Annotated in this window: 19 protein-coding genes and 1 tRNA gene; 9 read left to right on the top strand and 11 right to left on the bottom strand. The window is 57.3% G+C overall.

Features of this window, described 5'->3' with window-relative positions:
* Positions 1 to 41: 41 nt before the first annotated feature.
* Both AADJ11_RS14675 and AADJ11_RS14670 read left to right on the top strand, forming a co-directional pair.
* A tRNA-Ser gene (locus AADJ11_RS14675) sits at positions 42 to 131 on the top strand.
* Between the two features lie 136 nt (positions 132 to 267).
* Positions 268 to 711, top strand: coding sequence for a YqaA family protein (locus AADJ11_RS14670; RefSeq protein ID WP_341235264.1), 444 nt, complete (start codon positions 268 to 270; stop codon positions 709 to 711).
* Between the two features lie 72 nt (positions 712 to 783).
* Here AADJ11_RS14670 and AADJ11_RS14665 read toward each other — a convergent pair whose 3' ends face one another.
* Positions 784 to 1,353, bottom strand: a complete 570-nt coding sequence (locus tag AADJ11_RS14665) for a DUF882 domain-containing protein (RefSeq protein ID WP_341235263.1) — start codon at positions 1,351 to 1,353, stop codon at positions 784 to 786.
* Between the two features lie 315 nt (positions 1,354 to 1,668).
* On the opposite strand from AADJ11_RS14665, the gene AADJ11_RS14660 reads away from it, so the two are divergent.
* From AADJ11_RS14660 to AADJ11_RS14645, 4 genes are read left to right on the top strand one after another with little or no spacing between them, the layout of a single operon-like run.
* Entirely contained in the window at positions 1,669 to 3,297 is a 1,629-nt protein-coding gene (locus AADJ11_RS14660; protein ID WP_341235262.1) for a L,D-transpeptidase family protein, read from the top strand.
* Positions 3,298 to 3,323: 26 nt separating this feature from the next.
* Entirely contained in the window at positions 3,324 to 4,415 is a 1,092-nt protein-coding gene (lpxD, locus tag AADJ11_RS14655; RefSeq protein ID WP_341235261.1) for a UDP-3-O-(3-hydroxymyristoyl)glucosamine N-acyltransferase, read from the top strand.
* A 38-nt stretch (positions 4,416 to 4,453) separates the two neighbouring features.
* Complete coding sequence (locus tag AADJ11_RS14650; RefSeq protein ID WP_341235260.1) at positions 4,454 to 4,711, top strand: acyl carrier protein; 258 nt, start codon at positions 4,454 to 4,456, stop codon at positions 4,709 to 4,711.
* A gap of 4 nt (positions 4,712 to 4,715) precedes the next feature.
* The gene (locus AADJ11_RS14645; protein ID WP_341235259.1) at positions 4,716 to 5,924 is read left to right on the top strand and encodes a beta-ketoacyl-[acyl-carrier-protein] synthase family protein; all 1,209 of its coding nucleotides are present in this window, start codon (positions 4,716 to 4,718) and stop codon (positions 5,922 to 5,924) included.
* Positions 5,925 to 6,005: 81 nt separating this feature from the next.
* Here the strand turns inward: AADJ11_RS14645 and AADJ11_RS14640 are convergent, their stop codons facing one another.
* On the bottom strand, positions 6,006 to 6,650 hold the full coding sequence (locus AADJ11_RS14640; protein ID WP_341235258.1) for an invasion associated locus B family protein: 645 nt from the start codon (positions 6,648 to 6,650) through the stop codon (positions 6,006 to 6,008).
* Positions 6,651 to 7,086: 436 nt separating this feature from the next.
* Here AADJ11_RS14640 and AADJ11_RS14635 point away from each other — a divergent pair, with 436 nt between their 5' ends.
* Positions 7,087 to 8,631, top strand: coding sequence for a helicase HerA-like domain-containing protein (locus AADJ11_RS14635; RefSeq protein WP_341235257.1), 1,545 nt, complete (start codon positions 7,087 to 7,089; stop codon positions 8,629 to 8,631).
* An 89-nt stretch (positions 8,632 to 8,720) separates the two neighbouring features.
* On the opposite strand, the gene AADJ11_RS14630 is transcribed toward AADJ11_RS14635, so the two are convergent.
* The 8 genes from AADJ11_RS14630 to AADJ11_RS14595 form a co-directional block, all read right to left on the bottom strand.
* Positions 8,721 to 10,025, bottom strand: a complete 1,305-nt coding sequence (locus tag AADJ11_RS14630; protein WP_341235256.1) for a branched-chain amino acid ABC transporter permease — start codon at positions 10,023 to 10,025, stop codon at positions 8,721 to 8,723.
* Entirely contained in the window at positions 10,022 to 11,032 is a 1,011-nt protein-coding gene (locus AADJ11_RS14625) for a branched-chain amino acid ABC transporter permease (protein WP_341235255.1), read from the bottom strand. Before AADJ11_RS14625 ends, AADJ11_RS14630 begins: the two co-directional genes overlap by 4 nt.
* The gene (locus tag AADJ11_RS14620) at positions 11,032 to 11,478 is read right to left on the bottom strand and encodes a hypothetical protein (protein WP_341235254.1); all 447 of its coding nucleotides are present in this window, start codon (positions 11,476 to 11,478) and stop codon (positions 11,032 to 11,034) included. The genes AADJ11_RS14625 and AADJ11_RS14620 overlap by 1 nt, the downstream gene beginning before the upstream one ends.
* 2 nt (positions 11,479 to 11,480) lie before the next feature.
* Complete coding sequence (locus AADJ11_RS14615) at positions 11,481 to 12,302, bottom strand: ABC transporter ATP-binding protein (protein ID WP_341235253.1); 822 nt, start codon at positions 12,300 to 12,302, stop codon at positions 11,481 to 11,483.
* Between the two features lie 11 nt (positions 12,303 to 12,313).
* Positions 12,314 to 12,883: a hypothetical protein gene (locus AADJ11_RS14610; protein ID WP_341235252.1), complete on the bottom strand. Its 570-nt coding sequence runs from the start codon at positions 12,881 to 12,883 to the stop codon at positions 12,314 to 12,316.
* A complete protein-coding gene (locus tag AADJ11_RS14605; protein WP_341235251.1) occupies positions 12,880 to 13,653 on the bottom strand; it encodes an ABC transporter ATP-binding protein in 774 nt (257 codons plus the stop codon). The genes AADJ11_RS14610 and AADJ11_RS14605 overlap by 4 nt, the downstream gene beginning before the upstream one ends.
* Positions 13,654 to 13,749: 96 nt before the next feature.
* Positions 13,750 to 14,943, bottom strand: coding sequence for an ABC transporter substrate-binding protein (locus AADJ11_RS14600; protein WP_341235250.1), 1,194 nt, complete (start codon positions 14,941 to 14,943; stop codon positions 13,750 to 13,752).
* Positions 14,944 to 15,125: 182 nt separating this feature from the next.
* Complete coding sequence (locus AADJ11_RS14595; RefSeq protein WP_341235249.1) at positions 15,126 to 16,130, bottom strand: GlxA family transcriptional regulator; 1,005 nt, start codon at positions 16,128 to 16,130, stop codon at positions 15,126 to 15,128.
* Positions 16,131 to 16,329: 199 nt separating this feature from the next.
* On the opposite strand from AADJ11_RS14595, the gene AADJ11_RS14590 reads away from it, so the two are divergent.
* Positions 16,330 to 17,700 carry a 3-deoxy-7-phosphoheptulonate synthase class II gene (locus AADJ11_RS14590; RefSeq protein ID WP_341235248.1) on the top strand — a complete coding sequence of 457 codons (1,371 nt, stop codon included), beginning with the start codon at positions 16,330 to 16,332 and terminating at the stop codon, positions 17,698 to 17,700.
* Between the two features lie 96 nt (positions 17,701 to 17,796).
* Here the strand turns inward: AADJ11_RS14590 and AADJ11_RS14585 are convergent, their stop codons facing one another.
* Positions 17,797 to 18,465 carry a PAS domain-containing protein gene (locus AADJ11_RS14585; protein WP_341235247.1) on the bottom strand — a complete coding sequence of 223 codons (669 nt, stop codon included), beginning with the start codon at positions 18,463 to 18,465 and terminating at the stop codon, positions 17,797 to 17,799.
* Positions 18,466 to 18,723: 258 nt separating this feature from the next.
* On the opposite strand from AADJ11_RS14585, the gene AADJ11_RS14580 reads away from it, so the two are divergent.
* Positions 18,724 to 19,614, top strand: coding sequence for a YicC/YloC family endoribonuclease (locus AADJ11_RS14580; protein ID WP_341235246.1), 891 nt, complete (start codon positions 18,724 to 18,726; stop codon positions 19,612 to 19,614).
* Positions 19,615 to 19,722: the final 108 nt, after the last annotated feature.

Below are 19,722 nucleotides of genomic sequence, written 5' to 3'. Positions count from 1 at the left end.
CTTGCACCCAGACCATACCTCACGCTAAACACCGCCCTAATGGATCGGTGGCCGAGTGGTCGAAGGCGCACGCCTGGAAAGTGTGTAGGCGGGAGACCGTCTCCAGGGTTCGAATCCCTGTCGATCCGCCATTACCCCTTTTTGTTGGCCGTGATGCAGGTTTTCCTGCTGCGGCCTGACTGTATCGATTGCCATTTGTTAAGCGTCGATGTGAACCAACCAATTTACAAAGGGTCGTCCCGTTTTAGCCAGCACAGTTAAATATCGATGATCGGGTATTTTGGCCTGTTTTCCGCAGCGTTCATCGCCGCGACCTTTCTGCCGATGCAGTCCGAGGCGTTGCTGATCGCGTTGATGTTGGGCAATCAGCATACGCTGGTGATTTTGCTTTTGGTTGCCACGGCGGGCAATGTGCTGGGGTCGGTGGTGAACTGGGTCTTGGGGCGGGTTGCCTTGCAGTTCAAACACAAGCGCTGGTTCCCCGCCAATGACGCGCAGCTGGCCCGTGCAGAAGTCTGGTATCATCGCTATGGGCGCTGGTCGCTGCTGGTCAGTTGGTTTCCGGTCGTGGGCGATGCGTTGACGATCATGGCGGGGGTGCTGCGCGAACCGCTTTGGTCATTCGTTGCAATTGTCACGGTGGGCAAGGCGGCGCGATATATCGCTTTGGCGATGATCACGCTTGCATGGTTCCCGCCAACGGGCGGTTGATTATTAAGGGCGCGGAAAAAGAAAAAGCGCCTTTCGGCGCTTTATTCGTGTCGGGATAGTCGAAAAGGGGCCTTAGCCGCCCCAGCTGCGAACCACGCCGCAATCCATATGTACGAAATTCGACCCGGAATATTTGCCAACACCACCGCCATGGCATGCGATTGCCGCCTTGGCCATTTGGTTGACGGAACGGGATGCCAGACGCAAATCAGCCGCCTGACCCCGCATGTGGAGCGAGTTTTTCGCAACGCCGCGCGACCGTGACCGCAGCATCGCGTTTGTCTGCGGGCTGCGATAGCCGGACAACAGCATGTAAGGTTCGCTGACGTCCAAAAGGTTATGCGACGCGGCCATGATATCGATGGTGCGCAGATCGATGGATTTCACCCCATTCGTGCGCCAGTCGCGCATGAAATGGTTCACTTCCTTTACGGCGTCTTTGATATAATCGCCTTCGATCCAATAGATCATGTCGAGGCGTTCACCGGTGCGGCCGGAATACATCTTGATACGGCGAATATCGCCGGCACCGCGCAAAAAACCTGCTGCATTGGCGAATGTGGGGGCTGCTGTTACTGCTGTCGCTGCGAATGCGCCCAATAGGGCACGGCGGGATAAACCCGAAGAATTACTACCAGTCATGCGTCAAACGTCCCGTACTAAACCCGATCTTTCATGATGTTACATGCAAGATCTCAACCATCCCCAGATGCAACGCATATATGTCATAGAGTGATTCTTTTACCAAGCGCTGAATTAAAAAGGTTCCATCTATCAACAAATTTAGGCGAATAATTGCGCAAACATGTGGCGGGTGATCATTTTTGCAACAGCGGCGATGCTCAAACACATCAGCGCTGAACAATATGCAGCCCTCACACGTAATGTTATTGGACAAAATCAGACGCTTGCACGCGTTATGGGGTCCAGTCGTGTTTTAGGTCTTTGGGGGACTCGATGATTAAATATCCAGGTATCAAATCAGGTGCCACAGGCAGATTAGCCACATTTTTGGGCGCTGCCGCCGTTGCTTTTACGGTTCTAACCAGTCCCGCGCCTGCCTTTGCGCAGTCGATTGCGTTCAAACAGGCCGTTGCCGAGGCGGCATCGCGCGACGCCGATATTGCCACCTATTACCGGACCCATGGCTATGCGCCAGTCTGGACCGATGGGTCTGAAACACAACGCGACCGCCGCGCGGCGCTGATGGCCGCAATTTCGACAGCGGATAAACATGGCCTGCCGACGGCGCGCTATGATCCCATTGGCCTGATGGAAAAGCTGAAAAACGCCAAAACACCCCGTGACCGTGGCCTTGTTGACGTCGAGATGACCAAGGTCTTTTTGCAATATGCCCGCGATCTGCAAACCGGCGTGGTGGTGCCGTCCCGCATCGACAGCGCCATCGTGCGCGAAGTACCCTATCGCGACCGCCAAGGGTATATGACCGATTTCACCAGCGCTGATCCGATGCAATTTTTGCGCGATCTGCGACCGCGGACCTTAGAATACAACGCGCTGATGCGTGAAAAGCTGGCGATGGAAAACCTGCTGTCCAAGGGCGGTTGGGGGCCAGCTGTGCCTGTGGCGTCGCTGAAACCCGGTGCGCAAGGTAATGCTGTCGTGGCACTGCGCAATCGCTTGATCGCGATGGGCTATCTTAAGCGCTCAAATTCGATGCGCTATGACGCCCTGATGGAAGACGCAGTGCGCGAGTTCCAGCAGGATCACGGTTTGAACACCGATGGCGTCGCGGGCAACGGTACCATGTCCGAAATCAACAAAAGCGTTGAGACACGGCTGAAATCCGTCATCGTCGCGATGGAGCGGGAACGCTGGCTGAACAAGGAACGCGGGCCACGTCACGTGCTGGTCAACATCCCTGCCTTTACGGCTGCCATTGTGGATGACGGCCGCGTAACCTTTGAAACACGCACGGTTGTGGGGGCCACCAAAGCGGGGCGCTATACGCCCGAGTTCTCAGATACGATGGAATATATCGTGGTGAACCCCACGTGGAACGTACCCCGGTCCATCGTGACCAAGGAATACCTGCCGTCGATGAAGACCAACCCGGGTGCGGCGGGACATATCGATCTGATTGATGGACGCGGGCGTGTTGTCAGCCGGGATTCTGTGGATTTCAGCCAGTACAATGCGCGCAATTTTCCCTTTAGCATGCGTCAAAAACCCGGTTCGCGAAACGCGCTTGGGTTGGTGAAATTCATTTTCCCGAACAAGCACAACATCTACCTGCATGACACCCCGTCGAAAAACCTGTTTGCGCGCGATGTGCGGGCGTTCAGCCACGGCTGTGTGCGCCTGAAAGACCCGTTCGATTTCGCCTATGCGCTGTTGGCGCGGCAGGAGAGCGATCCGGTGGGCTTTTTCAAGGCTCAGCTGAACACAGGGCGCGAAACCTTTGTGCATCTGGATGTCGAACTGCCGGTGCATCTGATTTATCGCACCGCCTTTACCACGGCGCGGGGCCACACGCAGTACCGTGCTGACATCTATGGGCGTGACGCCAAGATCTGGGACGCGCTGAGCAAGGCAGGGGTAGCAATGGGCGCTGTTCAGGGTTAATTCATCCCCGACAAGGGGAATGAACCATGCGCCACACTATTCAAGAAATTGCCGTATCACTGGGGGCCACCGCCGTTGGTGATACGTCTTTGACCATCGAAAAGCTGGCCGAGCCTGCACAGGCGGGTCCGGATGATCTGGCCCTCGCGATGAGCCCCAAATATGCCGCTAGCCTGGCCGAAGGGGCTGCGGTCGCCGCGATGCTTTGGCCGGATGCCGATTGGCAGGCGCTTGGCCTTAAGGCCGCGATCCTGCCGGATCGTCCGCGCTATGCTATGTCGGGCCTCACGAAAATGATGGATCAGGGGCAGGGGTTCGTGCCGGGCATCCATCCGTCCGCTATCATCGACCCCTCGGCCAAACTGGGCGCGGATGTGTCCGTTGGCCCGTTCACCATTATCGCAGCAGGTGCGCAAATCGGCGCGGGCAGCGTGATCGGCCCGCAATGCTATATCGGCAAGGATGCTGTGTTGGGCGCAAACGCCTATCTGCGCGATAACGTTAGCATCGGCGCAAGGGTCACCATCGGCGATGATTTCATCGCGCAACCCGGTGCCCGTATCGGTGGGGATGGATTTTCTTTCGTTACGGCTGAACCCAGCACGGTTGAGCAAACCCGCAAAACCTTAGGCGACCGGGGTGACACAAAAGCGCAACAATGGACGCGTATTCACACCTTGGGCAGTGTGACCATCGGGAATGATGTTGAATGTGGAATGAATTGTACCATCGACAGCGGCACCATCCGCGACACGGTGATCGGCGATGGCACCAAGTTGGATAATCAGGTGCATCTTGGCCATAACGTAGTGGTTGGCAGCAATAGCCTGCTGTGCGGGCAGGTTGGCATCGCGGGGTCTGCCACCATCGGCAATAACGTTGTGCTTGGCGGGCAATGCGGCGTCAGCGACAATATCTTTGTCGGCGACGGTGTGATTGCGGGTGGCGGCACGAAACTGATGTCGAACGCGCCTGCGGGCCGGTCGATGCTGGGCTATCCCGCGACCGAGATGGGCAAGCAGATCGAAAGCTATAAATCGCTGCGGCGTTTGCCCCGCTTGCTGCGTGAATTTACAGCGCTAAAGAAAGAGTTGTCCAAACCCGCGTCCGACGCTTAGCGCGGGGCAAAAGCGGACGCAGTGTAAGGAGAAGGTTCGTGAGTATCCAAGACCAAGTCATCCAAATTCTTGCAGAACAAGCGGTGCTTGAGCCGTCAGATGTCACCATGGCCAGCACGCTCGAGGATCTGGGTATCGATAGCATGGGCGTGGTTGAAAGCATTTTCGCGATCGAGGAAGCCTTTGATATTTCGGTGCCATTCAACGCCAACCAGCCCGCCGATTCAGATTTTGACATCTCAAGCGTGGCCAGCATTGTGGCGGGCATCAAGCGGCTAAAAGCCGAGCAGGGATAGGCCGGTGAAACGCGTCGTTATCACCGGGGCCGGGACGATCAATGCGCTTGGCCTGAATGTGCCCGACACCTTTGCCGCCATGAAAAACGGCACCTGCGGGATTGGCCAGCTTGAGTTTCGGGACGTGGAGCGGCTGTCGATCCAGATCGGCGGGCAGGTTAAGGATTTCCCGCCCCCGGAACGTTATAACCGCCAGCAACTATCGCTTTATGATCGGTTCACCCAGTTCACGCTGGATGCAGCAGGGCAGGCGATTGCGCAGTCCGGGCTCGTGTTCTCGGGTGAATTATCCGCGAAAGCAGGGGTTGTTCTGGGTACGGCGGGGGGCGGTGTCAGCACATGGGATGACAATTACCGCGCCGTCTATGAAGAGGGTAAGAACCGCGTTCACCCCTTTGTCGTGCCCAAGTTGATGAACAACGCCGCCGCCAGCCATGTCAGCATGGAATATAACCTCAAGGGGCCGTCATTTACCGTGTCGACCGCCTGTGCCTCGTCCAATCACGCGATGGCGCAGGCCTTTGCGATGGTGCGATCCGGTATGGCCCCGGCCATGGTCACGGGTGGCTCTGAATCGATGCTGTGCTTTGGTGGTGTCAAAGCGTGGGAAGGGCTGCGCGTCATGAGCCGCGACGCCTGCCGCCCGTTTTCGGCCAACCGCAATGGCATGGTGCAGGGCGAGGGGGCAGGCATCTTTGTGTTCGAAGAATATGACCACGCCCGCGCCCGTGGGGCCGATATCCTGTGTGAAGTCGTGGGTTTTGCCATGACATCGGATGCCAGCGATATCGTGATGCCGTCCAAGGCCGGTGCCGCGCGGGCCATGCAAGGCGCGCTGCAAGACGCGCGGATCAATGCGGATGAGGTGGGATATATCAACGCCCATGGCACAGGCACGGCGGCGAATGACAAAACCGAATGCGCGGCGGTGGCCGATGTCTTTGGCCCCCATGCGGACCGGTTGATGATCAGCTCGACCAAGTCGATGCACGGCCATCTGATTGGCGGCACTGGCGCGGTTGAACTGCTGGCCTGCATCATGGCGCTGCGGGACGGTGTGATTGCCCCCACGATTGGCTATCAGGAACCTGATCCCGAATGCGCCCTTGATGTCGTTCCGAACGAGGCACGCGATGCAGACGTGTCTGTCGTATTGTCCAACGCCTTTGCCTTTGGCGGGCTGAACGCCGTGATCGCATTGCGCAAAGTGTAGGCGGCTGTTCTACAGCCCTGACATGAAAAAGGCCGCCTTGGTACCCGAGACGGCCTTTTTCATTGTTAAACCAAACCAGATTTACTGATCGATCACCGAAGACTTGTCAAAGCTTGCGGTAAAGCCGTCCAGTGACAGGGACAGTTCGACCTTTTGATCAGGTGCCAGCGCCGGGACGATGGTGATTGTCGCTTCTTTACCGCGTTTGAATGCGGCAACATCCTCGTTGGTCAGGCCCATACGGACATAGCAGCCAACAGGGTTACAAAACGCAAAGGGATAACGGCGCGCTTTGCCACCATCGACCGCAAGGCTTAGCTGCGCGGGCAGGGCGGTTTCAAGCGGCACAACGATTGTTGCACCCGCCTCGGCCTTGCCATTGCCCGGCAAGCGGAACAGCGAAAATTCAGCAACGGGAACACCTTGGCCGTCGTCCATCAACTGGTACATCTGGCAGGGGTCGTTTTCTTCTTCGGTCTTGATGCAGCGCATTTCCCAGGCACCAATCACCTCTTTGGTGTAGGGTTTGCCGATATCTGTCTCGCCCTCGGCATCCACGCCCATGCTCAGCTGCGATTCCAGCGCGTTTGCTGGTGGGGTGGCTTCTTCGGCCGGGGCCGCCGCCGGTTTTTCGCTGATTGTGGTGGTGGTTTGCGCGAAAGATGCCACGGGCAAGGTCATCGCCAAAGCCGCACAGAGGGGAAGGATGTTCAAATACTTGTTCATGCTCGTTCCAAATCAATTATATTTATCGCCATTTACCATGCCCGTGAACGGATGTCAGGCAAGATGCACCCGGTTTTTACACCGTTCCGGCAGTTTTTTGCTGATGATTTGTATATAGGGCTGAAATAGAAAAAAGGACGCAAGCGTCCTTTTTCCTGTTCTTCGTTTCTCCCCGTCGGACTGGGCCGACTTATTGCACGAAGGTTACGAAAGCACATCCGCGCGGTCAATAGGAAATATGCAGCCCCGCTGATGACTTAACTGTTTAAAAAAGGGCCGTACCCGAAGGCACGGCCAGTCTGACAGGGAGGAAGTGTTCACGGACCAAAAGGACATGTAGATCCGGAACAATTTCACTATGGTGCCGAAAGGTTAAGTTTGTATGCTTATGCGGCACTTTGCCTGCTGCGGCAGGACCCAAAAGGATGATGAATACGTGACAAATGATATCTTTATCGGCGGCGGCGGCGCAGACTATGCCACGCAGCAGTTTCTCAACATTGGCTATGCCAACCGCCACGGCCTAATTGCAGGGGCGACGGGCACAGGCAAAACCGTGACGCTGCAAATTCTGGCCGAAGGGTTTTCCGCCCAAGGCGTGCCGGTGTTCCTCTCCGACGTCAAAGGGGACCTGTCCGGCCTCGCCGTCGCGGGATCCGAAGGGCATAAACTGCACGAACCTTTCATGTCACGGGCCGAAACGATCGGTTTCAGCGACTTTACCTACGGCTCCTTCCCGGTCGCCTTTTGGGATATGTTTGGCGAACAGGGCCACCCCGTGCGCACCACCGTATCGGAAATGGGCCCGTTGCTGCTGGGTCAGCTTTTGGGCCTAAGCGAGGCGCAAGAGGGCATCTTGAACATCGCCTTCCGCGTGGCCGACGAAGACGGCATGCCACTGCTCGACCTCAAAGACCTGCAAGCCCTGCTTGTCTGGGTCGGCGAAAACGCCTCAACCCTCGCTCTGCGCTATGGCAATGTGTCGCCGGCATCCGTTGGCGCGATCCAGCGCCGCTTGCTGGTGCTGGAAAACCAAGGGGCCGCTGATCTCTTTGGTGAACCGGCGTTGGAACTCTCCGATCTGATGCGGACTGACAAAGATGGTCGTGGTTTCATCAACATCCTCGCCGCGGACAAGCTGATGAGCTCGCCCAAGCTTTACGCGACCTTCCTGCTGTGGTTGCTGTCCGAGCTGTTCGAGGAACTGCCCGAGGTCGGCGATCCGGACAAACCCAAGCTGGTGTTCTTCTTTGACGAGGCACATCTGCTGTTTGACGACGCGCCCAAGGCTCTGGTGGACAAGGTGGAACAGGTCGCACGGCTGATCCGTTCCAAGGGGGTCGGGGTCTATTTCATCACGCAAAACCCCGCCGACGTGCCCGAAGACATTCTGGGCCAGCTTGGCAACCGCATTCAACACGCCCTGCGCGCCTTTACCGCCAAGGACCGTAAGGAGCTGCGCATGGCCGCGCAAACCTACCGCGAGAACCCGCGCTTCGACACCGAAGAAGCCATTCGCGAGGTTGGCGTGGGCGAGGCGGTTACATCCATGCTGCAGAAAAAGGGTGTGCCCGGCGTGGTCGAGCGGACATTGATCCGCCCGCCGTCATCGCATTTGGGCCCCATCGATGCAGGAACCCGCGCGGTTTTGATCGCGCAAAGCACCATGGCGGATAAATACACCACACGCCTTGATCGTGAATCTGCCTTCGAAATCCTCACCAAACGCGCGGACGATGCTGCCAAAGCCGCTGCCAAGGCCGAGGAAGAGGCTGAAGAAGCCACACCGGTCCTGCGCGAATTCAACGCCGCGCGCCGCTATGCAGGCAAGGGCGTTTCGCGCTCGTCTTCAAAACGCACATCCAAACCCAGCGAAAGCTTTGGTGGCGCGATTGCAAGCGTTGTGATCAAGGAACTCAAGGGGACAACAGGCCGGCGCATCGTGCGCGGCATCTTGGGCGGTTTGTTCAAAGGGCGCTAACACCCTATTCCAAATGGACTAAAATCCTCGCCGAAGGCTGGCCTTATCCCGTTTGGGATAAGGCCATTTCTTTAGCTACTGCCGAAACCCTACTTTTCCGGGATTAACCCGCGCGGGCTGAACCGCAAGACCAGCAGCAGAACCGCGCCCATGGTCATCAACCGCATATGGGCGGCGGATTCGATCAGGTGATCCTTCAGCCAATAGCCATCCGCCATGCCATAGGTGATCACATTCATCAGCCACAGGCCCATGGGTTCGACCATCACCCACAGATACCACATCAGGAACCCGCCCAGAACGGCCCCAAAGTTGTTGCCGGATCCGCCGACAATCACCATCACCCAGATCAAAAAGGTAAAGCGCAGCGGCTGATACGATCCCGGCGTCAGCTGGCTGTCCAGCGTGGTCATCATCGCGCCCGCGATCCCGCAGATGGCCGAGCCAAGGATAAATACCTGCAGGTGCCGCGCTGTTACGTCCTTGCCCATGGCCTCGGCAGCGACTTCGTTGTCACGAATGGCCCGCAGCATCCGGCCCCAGGGGGAATTCAGCGCGCGTTGGCTCATCCACAGCAGCAACAGCAGCACAGCGGCAAAAAGCACGATGTATAGAAACTTGACCCACAACGTGGACGCCTCAACGGGGTCAAAACCGAAACCGGCGGCACGCTCGACAAAGCCGACATCGTTTTGCAGATCAATCTCATAGGGAACAGGACGCGGGATGCCGATCACGTTTTTCACGCCACGCGACAGCCAGTCTTCGTTCTTGAGAATGGCAATGATGATCTCGGCAATGCCCAGCGTCGCAATGGCCAGATAATCCGACCGCAGTCCAAGCGCGGTTTTCCCGATCACCCAAGCTGCCCCGGCGGCGAATAGTCCGCCTACGGGCCAGGCAAGGATCACCGGCAGGCCAAGGCCACCCAGATATCCGGTATGGGCAGGGTTGATGTCTTCAACCGCCGCGACAGAGGGGTCAAATATCGCGCGGAACAAGAAGAACCCGCCGATCAACAGCGCCAGCACCACCAACGTACGCAACCAGCCTTTGGCCATGCGTTTCATCACCTGAACGGCCGCAACCACAGTAGCAGCCCCCAGCAGCAAGGCACCCAAAATGCCCCAGCCACCGGCAGACCAAGCACCTTCGGTTGCGGGCATGCCGACCAGAACCGCAGCCAAGCCACCTAAAGCGACAAAGCCCATGATGCCCACGTTAAACAATCCGGCAAAACCCCATTGCAGGTTCACGCCCAAGGCCATGATGCTGGAGATCAGCCCCATGGAAATGATCAACAGTGCCGCATTCCAGCTTTGTGCAAAGCCGGTATAGACAATAAGGGCCGCAATAATCGCGAAAAGCGCGGTATTTCTAAGCGTCTCGTTCATACCGATTGCCCCTTGAACAGACCTGTGGGTTTGAACAGCAACACGATCAACAAGATCACAAAGCTGACGGCGAATTTATAGTCGGTGGACAAAAGCTGAACCAAGCTATCGGGGGCAAGGCTGTCGGGCAGCATATAGCCCAGCACTTTTTTCCACGCATAGGTAATGGTGACTTCGGAAAAGGCGATGACAAAGCCACCGGCAATGGCCCCCACCGGATTTCCCAGACCACCAACAATGGCCGACGCAAAGATCGGCAGCAGCAGCTGGAAATAGGTGAACGGTTTGAATGACTTATCCAACCCGTACAGAACGCCAGCTGTGGTTGCCAAACATGCCACGATGATCCACGTGATCATGACCACCCGTTCGGGGTTGATGCCCGACAGCAGCGCCAGATCTTCGTTATCGGAATAGGCGCGCATGGATTTGCCGGACCGGGTTTTGTTCAGGAACCAGAACAGCACGGCAACCACGATAATGGCGGTAATCACGGTCAGCCCTTGGGTGGTTTTGATCGCCAGACCTTCTTGCAATCCCGTCATCTTTTTAAAGGTCCGTGCCGAGATGATGAACCGTTCGCCGTCTAGGAAATTCTTGTCATCCGACCCGATGATAAAGCGCGTGATGCCGTTATAGATGAACGTCACCCCCAGCGACACGATCACAAAAATCACCGGTTTGGCTTTTTTCTCGCGGTAGAATTTATACACCACCCGGTCGGTGCCCAGCAGCAATCCAATGGTGACCAAAATCGCAAAAGGCAGGGCCAGCAGCGCCGTGGGCAGCACCCATAGATGCAGACCGAGGGACTGAAAGCCCCAAGTGATCAACACCGCCGACATCGCCCCAAGCGCCATGGTATCCCCATGGGCAAAGTTCGAAAACCGCAAGATGCCGTATACCAGCGTCACCCCAAGCGCACCAAGTGCGAGTTGCGAGCCATAGGCGATGCCGGGGACCAGCACATAATTGGCCAGCGCCACTAAAGCGTTCAATAAATCCATCAGTTGCATGTCCCTAGATAGCTGATGACGAAAGGCCCGTCAGCGTAGTGCACGGTATAACGTGTTGCACCGTTTTCTGTGATCGTGATCATGTGGCGCGCAGCAAAGGTACCCCCCGCCAGCGACATCGATTTGCCCGAGGTAACCCCAAGCAGTTCGACGGTTTCGGCATCCGTGACCATTTGCGCCTGAATGCCCAAATCATCCGCACTAAGCCCGCCACCGATGCCCGTGATTTCGGGGGTAAATTCGGTTTCAGTGCAGGGTTCGTTTTCCACGCATTCGGTGACAAACTCGCATCTCCGCAAGATGTCCTTGCGGTAGGGGGCCGTTTCAATGTTCAGGTTTTGTTGGGGCGTGCTGTCTGCCGCCGCCGCGTCGGGTGCTTTTTCCTGCGCCGCGGCGGGCAGGGTCGACATCAGCACAAGGGGGATAATCCAGCGCATTCCTAGCCCCCCAAGAATGATTTGCGGACTTCTGGATCGTTTAGCAGCTCTTTGCCCGTGCCGGTAAACGCATTGGCACCTTGCACCAAAACATATCCTTTGTCAGCGATCTCAAGGGCTTGGCGGGCGTTCTGTTCCACCATCAAGATGGGGATGCCGGTGCGCGCGACCTCGATAATACGGTCAAACAATTCGTCCATCACAATGGGGCTGACGCCTGCGGTGGGTTCATCCAGCATCAACACCTTGGGCTGTGTCATCAACGCCCGGCCGACGGCGACTTGCTGGCGCTGGCCGCCCGATAATTCACCCGCCGCCTGAAGCCGCTTCTCCTTGAGGATCGGAAACAGGTCATAGACCTGCGCCATGGTATCGCGGAAATCGTCGCGGCGGATAAAGGCCCCCATTTCAAGGTTTTCCTCGACCGTCATCGACGTAAAGATATTCGAGGTTTGCGGGACAAAGCCCATGCCCTTGGCCACGCGGTCTTGGGGCGACAGGGCGGTGATGTCTTCGCCGTCCAGCCGCACATGGCCGTCGCGCAGGTCCAGCATGCCGAAAACGGCCTTCATCGCGGTGGATTTACCCGCCCCGTTGGGGCCAACAATCACGGCGATTTCGCCCTTTTCAACGGCGATGGTACAGCTGTGCAGGATATCGGGCCCTTTGCCATAGCCGCCCGTCATCGCCTCGCCAATCAGGAATGGCCCACCGGGGGCAGCATGGCTTTTGCCGCCTTGTTTGACAGGCTGCGCGGTGCCTTGGCCTTTGGTGTTGCCGATCGACAGGTCTTTGTTGCCTCGATCACCATATGGGTCGCTCATGTCAGTCTCTTTCAGTCGGTGCCGCTGGTGTGCAGCGGGTCAATGGTGTCAGCGCAAGACAACGGGTCCTCGCAGGTGTCGCGCAGCATCATGGCCACGTCAAAAGACATCTTTTCCATGTCCTCAAGCGGTGTGGTGTCCGCCGTATCCAAGTATAGCATGATCCGCGCAGGTCCGACCTGCGACAGCATAATCGCACTTAGGGTCCGGTCACCGTTGATCTGGTCATATTGCAGGTGGCGCAGGGTCAGGCCGCGCGGGGTGACGATCTTGTCGATCTGCAACACCTCAAGCGGGGCATTGCCATCCGCATCGATCCAGGCGTCATAGGTTGCGAATTGTTCCTCAAGCGTGGCGACGTTGTCGGTGATCTCGTGACCGGGCCATTCCTGTGTGAAATTCAGGACATAGTTATCGATATAACGGGCAGAGCCGTCGCCGATGACATCCCATTTCGCCGCTTCCCACACGGTGCCCCGATCACACATCCATACATCCGCAGACAATTGTGCGCAGGCGGCAGATGCCTGCGGCAACGCCATGGCGGCGGCGAATGCAATGAGTGAAAGGCGGTGCTTCATGCGGTTTTGTTCTTGAGGCCGGTGCCCAGATAGGCCTCGATCACGTGCTCGTTTGCTTTGATCTCGGGCAGGGTGCCTTGGGCCAGCACTTTGCCTTCGGCCATACAGATCACCGGATCACAAAGGCGGCCGATGAAATCCATGTCATGTTCGATGACGACAAAGGTATAGCCGCGTTCTTGGTTCAGGCGAATGATCGCGTCACCAATGGTGTTCAGAAGCGTGCGGTTCACACCTGCGCCGACTTCGTCCAGAAACACGATCTTGGCGTCGACCATCATGGTGCGGCCCAGCTCAAGCAGCTTTTTCTGCCCACCCGAGATTTGACCGGCCTTTTGTTCGGCCAGATGTTCAACCGTCAGAAATTCCAGCACTTCGTCGGCCTTGGCGCGCAGAGCGCGTTCCTGATCGGCGATGCGTTTGCGGCCAAACCATGTATTCCACAGCGTTTCACCCGCCTGATCGCCGGGCACCATCATCAGGTTCTCGCGGCAGGTCATCGATGAAAATTCATGCGCAATCTGGAACGTGCGCAACAACCCTTTGTGAAACAGCTCGTGCGGGGGCAGACCGGTGATGTCCTCGCCGCCCATGGTGACACGGCCCGAGGTTGGTTTAAGAACGCCCGCGATCACATTGAAAAGCGTGGTTTTTCCCGCACCGTTGGGGCCGATCAATCCGGTGATTGTGCCTTGTTCAATGGTCAGGCTGGCCCCGTCGACGGCATGAAAGCCACCGAAGTGTTTGTGTACATCGTCAACGACGATCATATGGCTATCCCCGTGTCCGCGTCGTAAATGCGCGGTTATATCTAGAAAACAGCAGCCCGGTTGCCCGGACTGCTGCAATGTCACTGTAAGAAAGGCTTACTTGAAACCGATGGTTTCGATCACGCCGTCTTTGACTTCGATCATGCGGTAAGTACCCGCAGATTCACCGGGGCCGATCAATTCGACCGCGGATGCGCCGACATAGTCGACATCCGTGCCAGCTGCGATCAGCTCAAGCGCTTTGGCCAGTTCACCGGGATAGATTTTTTCGCCCGGTGCGTTTGCCACATCAAGGATCTTGGGGCCGTAAACGGCTGGATCCGTGGATTCTGCCGCCTGCATCGCCAACATGAATAGCGCCGCTGCGTCATAGGATTCAGGTGTGTAAGGCGATGTCCCGTTAAAGCCGGCGTCTTCTGCCATCTTGGTGAAAACATCGATGCCTTCACCCTCGGAACCCGCGATTTGACCGTAAGAACCGTTCAGATCGTCGCCGATACGGCCGGGCAATGTGTCACCGATCATGCCGCCTGGCAGACCGAATGTGTCGAATGCACCGGTATCAAGGGCTGCGTTGATGATGCCAGGACCACCTTGGTCAAGGTAACCCGCAACAACCAGGATGTCGCCGCCAGCGGATGCCAACGCGCCAACTTCGGCAGAGTAATCTGCTTTGCCATCTTCGTGGGCTGCAACGATGGTGACTTCGCCGCCGACAGCCTCGAACGAGGTTTGGATCGCGTCAGCAAGACCCTTGCCATAGTCGTTGTTGGTATAGGTCAGGGCGATGGATTTCACGCCACGCTCTTGCAGGATTTCTGCCATAACCTGACCTTCACGCGCGTCCGATGGGGAGGTGCGGAAAAACAGGCCGTTGTCTTCCATTGTGGACAGACCGGGCGACGTGGCGGAGGGCGAAATCATGACCATGCCGTTTGGAATGGCGACGTTTTGCAATACCGCACCGGTGACGCCGGAACAATCCGCGCCGATCAGGCCGTTGATGCCTTCGGAAATCAGACGTTCCGCACCGGCAACCGCCAGCGCGTTGTCGATACAGCCGGAATCTGCACGCAGACCGGTGACCGTCGCACCACCCAGCAGCTTGCCGCTGTCGGTGACTTCTTTCATCGCCATTTCAGCGCCAGAGGCCATGGGGCCGGTCAGCGATTCAATAGGGCCGGTAAAGCCGAATTCGATCCCGATTTTTACTTCTGTTGTGTGCGAACCCGCAAATGCGTTCGTCGCAAGCAGTGCCGCGGCCGTTGAGGCCATAAGCATCTTTTTCATTGTTATCTCCCGTGTTGAACTTTTTTGTTCTAAGCGGAGCCTATGCGGGGTTTTTCAAAAAGAAAAGTGCAATCAGGTGTTCACGGTAGGTCAAGTTGGGACAGCCGCTCACAAAAGGGTCCGCAGCCTATCAGATATAGGAGAATATGGGCGCAAACCACGGCCATGCGCCCCATCTACGCCTAGATTGACAGCCTAGCCGCATGTGATCCGCGTTCGCGGTAGGGCGTGGTGTCATAATGCGCGCGGTAGCATTTTGAGAAATGCGAGGGCGAGGCAAAGCCGCAGGCCAGCGCCACGTTGATCACGCTCATATCCGTTTGCATCAGCAGGTTGCGCGCCTTTTGCAGGCGCAGTTCCATATAGTACCGCTTGGGGCTGCGGTTCAGATAGCGGCGGAACAGACGTTCCAACTGCCGGGTCGACATGCCCACATCTTTTGCCAAGGTCGAGGGGCTGATCGGTTCCTCGATATTGCGTTCCATCATCTGGATGACTTGGCTTAGCTTGGGGTGGCGCACGCCGATACGGGTTGGCACGGACAAACGTTGGGTGTCTTGGTCTGTGCGAATTGATGAATAAATCAGCTGATCGGCCACCGAATTGGCCATTTCTTCGCCCTGATCATCGGCGATCAGTTTCAGCATCAGGTCAATCGAAGATGTCCCACCAGCGGTAGTCATGCGGTTGCCGTCCACCACAAAGACCGATTTGGTCAGGGTCACGTCTTCAAACTCTTCGGTAAAGCTGTCTTGGTTTTCCCAGTGGATTGTCGCCTTTTTGCCATCCAGCAATCCGGCTTTTGCCAACGTAAAGGCCGCAGTACACAGCCCGCCGACCATCATGCCCTTGCGGGCCTCGCGGCGCAGCCATCCCAATAGTTTCTTGGTGGTGGCGGCCTGAACGTCGATACCGCTGCAAATCACCAGCGTATCTTCGCGGCGCAATTCGTCCAGATCACCATCAAGGGTGAACTGTGCGCCAGCCGAACAGCTGACATATGTCCCGCCTTCGCCGATCAAACGCCAGTCATACAGGTCGCGGCCCGCCATGCGGTTGGCAATGCGCAAACATTCAACAGCCGAGGCAAAGCTCAGCATGGTGAAATTCTCGAGCAAAACAAAAACAAACAGCTTTGGCTTGTCCTCGTTAACCGGAATGCGGATGGCCGATTGCGTGTCTGACATCGCTGCTCTTTCAGTACTGTAGAAATTATCGTTGACCAGGCTTCGCTCCCGTAAAACCTGCCGAAAACCTTGCCCGCGCGGGGGGGCAAAGGTCAATAGGTGGAATTCGGTTCTGGTCACTGGGCGCTGGCTTTTGTATACCATTGGCTCAACCGTTAGCGCAGGACATCCGGCGCTATGCCTACTTCGGAGAGAGAAGATGACCGATTGGACAAAATCAAGCTGGCGCGACAAACCGCGGATCCAGATGCCCGACTATCCAGACCAAGCTGCGTTGCAGGCGGTCGAGGCCGAATTGTCCCGGTATCCATTGTTGGTTTTTGCAGGCGAAGCGCGCCGGTTGAAAAAGCATCTGGCCGCCGCTGGCCGTGGCGAGGCGTTCTTGCTTCAGGGCGGCGATTGCGCCGAAAGCTTTGAGCAATTCAGCAGCGACATGATCCGCGATACATTCAAGGTAATGCTGCAAATGGCCATCGTGCTGACCCACGGTGCCAAGGTGCCTGTGATCAAGGTAGGCCGTATGGCAGGCCAGTTCGCCAAGCCGCGTTCAGCCCCGACCGAGGTGGTCGATGGTGTCGAGCTGCCCAGCTACCGCGGCGATATCATCAACGGGTTGGACTTCACCCCGGAAGCCCGCATTCCTGATCCGCAAAAGATGCTGCGCGCCTATACGCAGGCGGCTGCAACGCTGAACCTGATCCGCGCCTTTTCGACGGGCGGTTACGCTGACGTGCATCAGGTGCACGGTTGGACCTTGGGCTTTACCGAAAGCGAAAAGGCCGAAAAATACCGCGAGATTGCCAATCGTATTTCCGACACGTTGGATTTCATGGCGGCGGCTGGCGTTACGGCCGAGACGGCTCATACCCTGCAATCGGTGGAATATTATACAAGCCACGAATCGCTTTTGCTTGAGTATGAAGAGGCGCTGTGCCGTCAGGACAGCCAAACCGGTAAATGGTTGGCAGGGTCTGGCCACATGATCTGGATCGGTGACCGTACACGTCAGCCTGACGGTGCCCATGTGGAATTTGCGCGTGGCGTACAAAACCCCATCGGGTTGAAATGCGGCCCGTCCATGACCAGCGACGACCTGAAACTGCTGATGAAAAAGCTGAACCCGCAAAACGAGGAGGGGCGCTTGACCCTGATTGCGCGGTTCGGTGCGGGTAATGTGGGCGAACACCTGCCGCGTCTGATCAAAACCGTGCAAGAAGAGGGCGCAAACGTGGTTTGGACCTGTGACGCGATGCATGGCAACACGATCAAATCATCCAGCGGCTATAAAACGCGGCCCTTTGATTCCGTCCTGCGCGAAGTACGTGAATTCTTTGCGGTACATGCAGCCGAAGGGACCATTCCCGGCGGCGTACATTTCGAGATGACCGGCCAGGACGTGACCGAATGTACCGGTGGTGTTCGTGCCGTGCAGGACGAAGACCTGTCAGACCGTTACCACACGGCCTGCGATCCACGTCTGAACGCCAGCCAATCGCTGGAGCTTGCGTTCCTTGTGGCCGAAGAACTGTCGGCACGTCGCACAGCCCATCAGGCCAAAGTCGCCAGCTAAGACGTAAAATTGCAAACAGAAAAGGCCGCGTATCATTATGATGCGCGGCCTTTTTTATGTCGTCGGTTGGATGATCCGTTTCCCGTCTGTGTGGGGTCAGCTGTCGGACTTGACCAACCGCAGATAGGGAACGGTGCGCGCGCCCGTGGCTGTGCGCTGTAGCGTGGGGCGCGGTGCTTGGGGGGCGTCAGCTGTTGGTGCCTGCGGTGCGGGCTGAAATGCGGTTTGCGCCACTGAAATGGTCCGGATCTTGATATCCTCGATGTTAAACCGGCCCGGATCGGCCCCGATATCGCCTTTGGTCACGAAACAGCCCAACATGCGGGTAACATCGCCCATGTCGCTTTTCAGGGGCAGCAATATCATCCGCCCTTCGACGGCACCTGTCTCGTTGCGCAGGGCAAGGGTGCCAACGGCGGGGGTCGCAAACAGTTCTTCAAGCGTATCACTGAACCTGCGCCGGGAGTCTGTCGATAGAAACGCAGTGATTGGCATGCCGCGCACTTCCATCCCCATCAGATCGCTTAGATGGCTGCCCGCGATGCGCATCCGCGCCACGCCGGGGGCGACACGTTCAAGGATAAAGGCATATTCCAGCGCAGCCTCGATCCCGCGCGGGTCGATGTCCGACCGCTTTGGCAGCAGCTTGTCTTGGCGCAAACCTTCCCAATATGCTTCGACTTGGGCCACGGCGGAAAAGCTGTGGCTTGTGTGGAAATTGGTCAGGTTAACGACATTTTCGCCGTCTTTTGGGGCTTCATACATAGTTTTGGCTCGTCTCGGCTGTATTTCCGATCTGCTCGGCAGTCAGAAGTTGTGCGCCGTGGCGCGTGTTTGAGAATGGCACAGTGATGCCGTCTTTCTCCTGTTATAGCGATTTCATCGCAAATTTGCATACAAATCTCATGAAGTGGTTAACTTCTCGTTAGGACAAGCGGGCGTGGGCTGTTGGCCTTGGGGCTTGCCCAAAATCGCGGTTTGGCTTTTAAAGCGGGCCAGACCTCTTAGCCGACAGGATCCCCTATGATACGTTCAATGACCGGTTTCGCCTCAGCCAATGGCGCATTGGCCCCGCACAGCTGGGGGTGGGAGTTGCGGTCGGTTAACGGCAAGGGGTTGGACCTGCGCCTGCGCGTTCCTGATTGGGTTGACGGGCTAGAGGCCGGGTTGCGCAAACAGCTTGGCGCGGACATCGCGCGGGGCAATGTGTCGTGCAACCTGCGGATCGCCCGCGACGAAAATACCGGTGGGCTGACGGTGAATGCGGCCCAGCTTGAGACGGTGCTGGAGGCGCTGCAACAGATCGAGGCGCGCGCAATGGATGCGGGCGTGTCACTGGCCCCGTCCAAGGCAAGCGATATCGTGACCATGCGCGGCGTGTTGGAACAGGCGACAACCGTTGATGATGTGGAAACGCTGGCCAAAACGCTGCTGGCGGAATTTGCAACGGTGCTGGCTGATTTCAACGCCATGCGTGCCCGCGAAGGGGCCGCACTTGAGCAGGTGCTGCAGACGCAACTGGCCGAGGTGGAAGCCCTGACCGGCCAAGCCGCGTCTTTGGCCGAGCAACGCAAAGCCGAGATGGCGCAAACCTTGCAGCGCAATCTGGCGCGGGTGCTCGATAATACCGAGGGCGTGGAGGCGGGCCGCCTTGCGCAAGAACTGGCGTTGATCGCGGTCAAGGCAGACGTGACCGAGGAAATAGACCGCCTGTATGCCCATGTCAGCGCTGCGCGCGACTTGCTGGGGCAGGGCGGTGCTGTCGGGCGCAAGCTTGATTTCCTGATGCAAGAATTCAACCGCGAGGCAAATACACTTTGCTCAAAGGCGCAGAACACCGAGCTGACCCGCGTCGGGCTGGCGTTGAAAGCCGTCATCGACCAAATGCGCGAGCAGGTACAAAACGTCGAATAGACCGTGCCATGGTGCGGGGATGCAGGCGGTTTTCAGCTGTGCTAACGCCCGAGTAAATGGGCATTTTTGCGCTCACACTCAGTAGTTGAGTATAAAAGTCGGGATTGT

This window comes from uncultured Sulfitobacter sp., from assembly GCF_964021855.1.
Taxonomy (GTDB): domain Bacteria; phylum Pseudomonadota; class Alphaproteobacteria; order Rhodobacterales; family Rhodobacteraceae; genus Sulfitobacter.
This window is presented reverse-complemented; position numbering and strand designations above follow the sequence as displayed.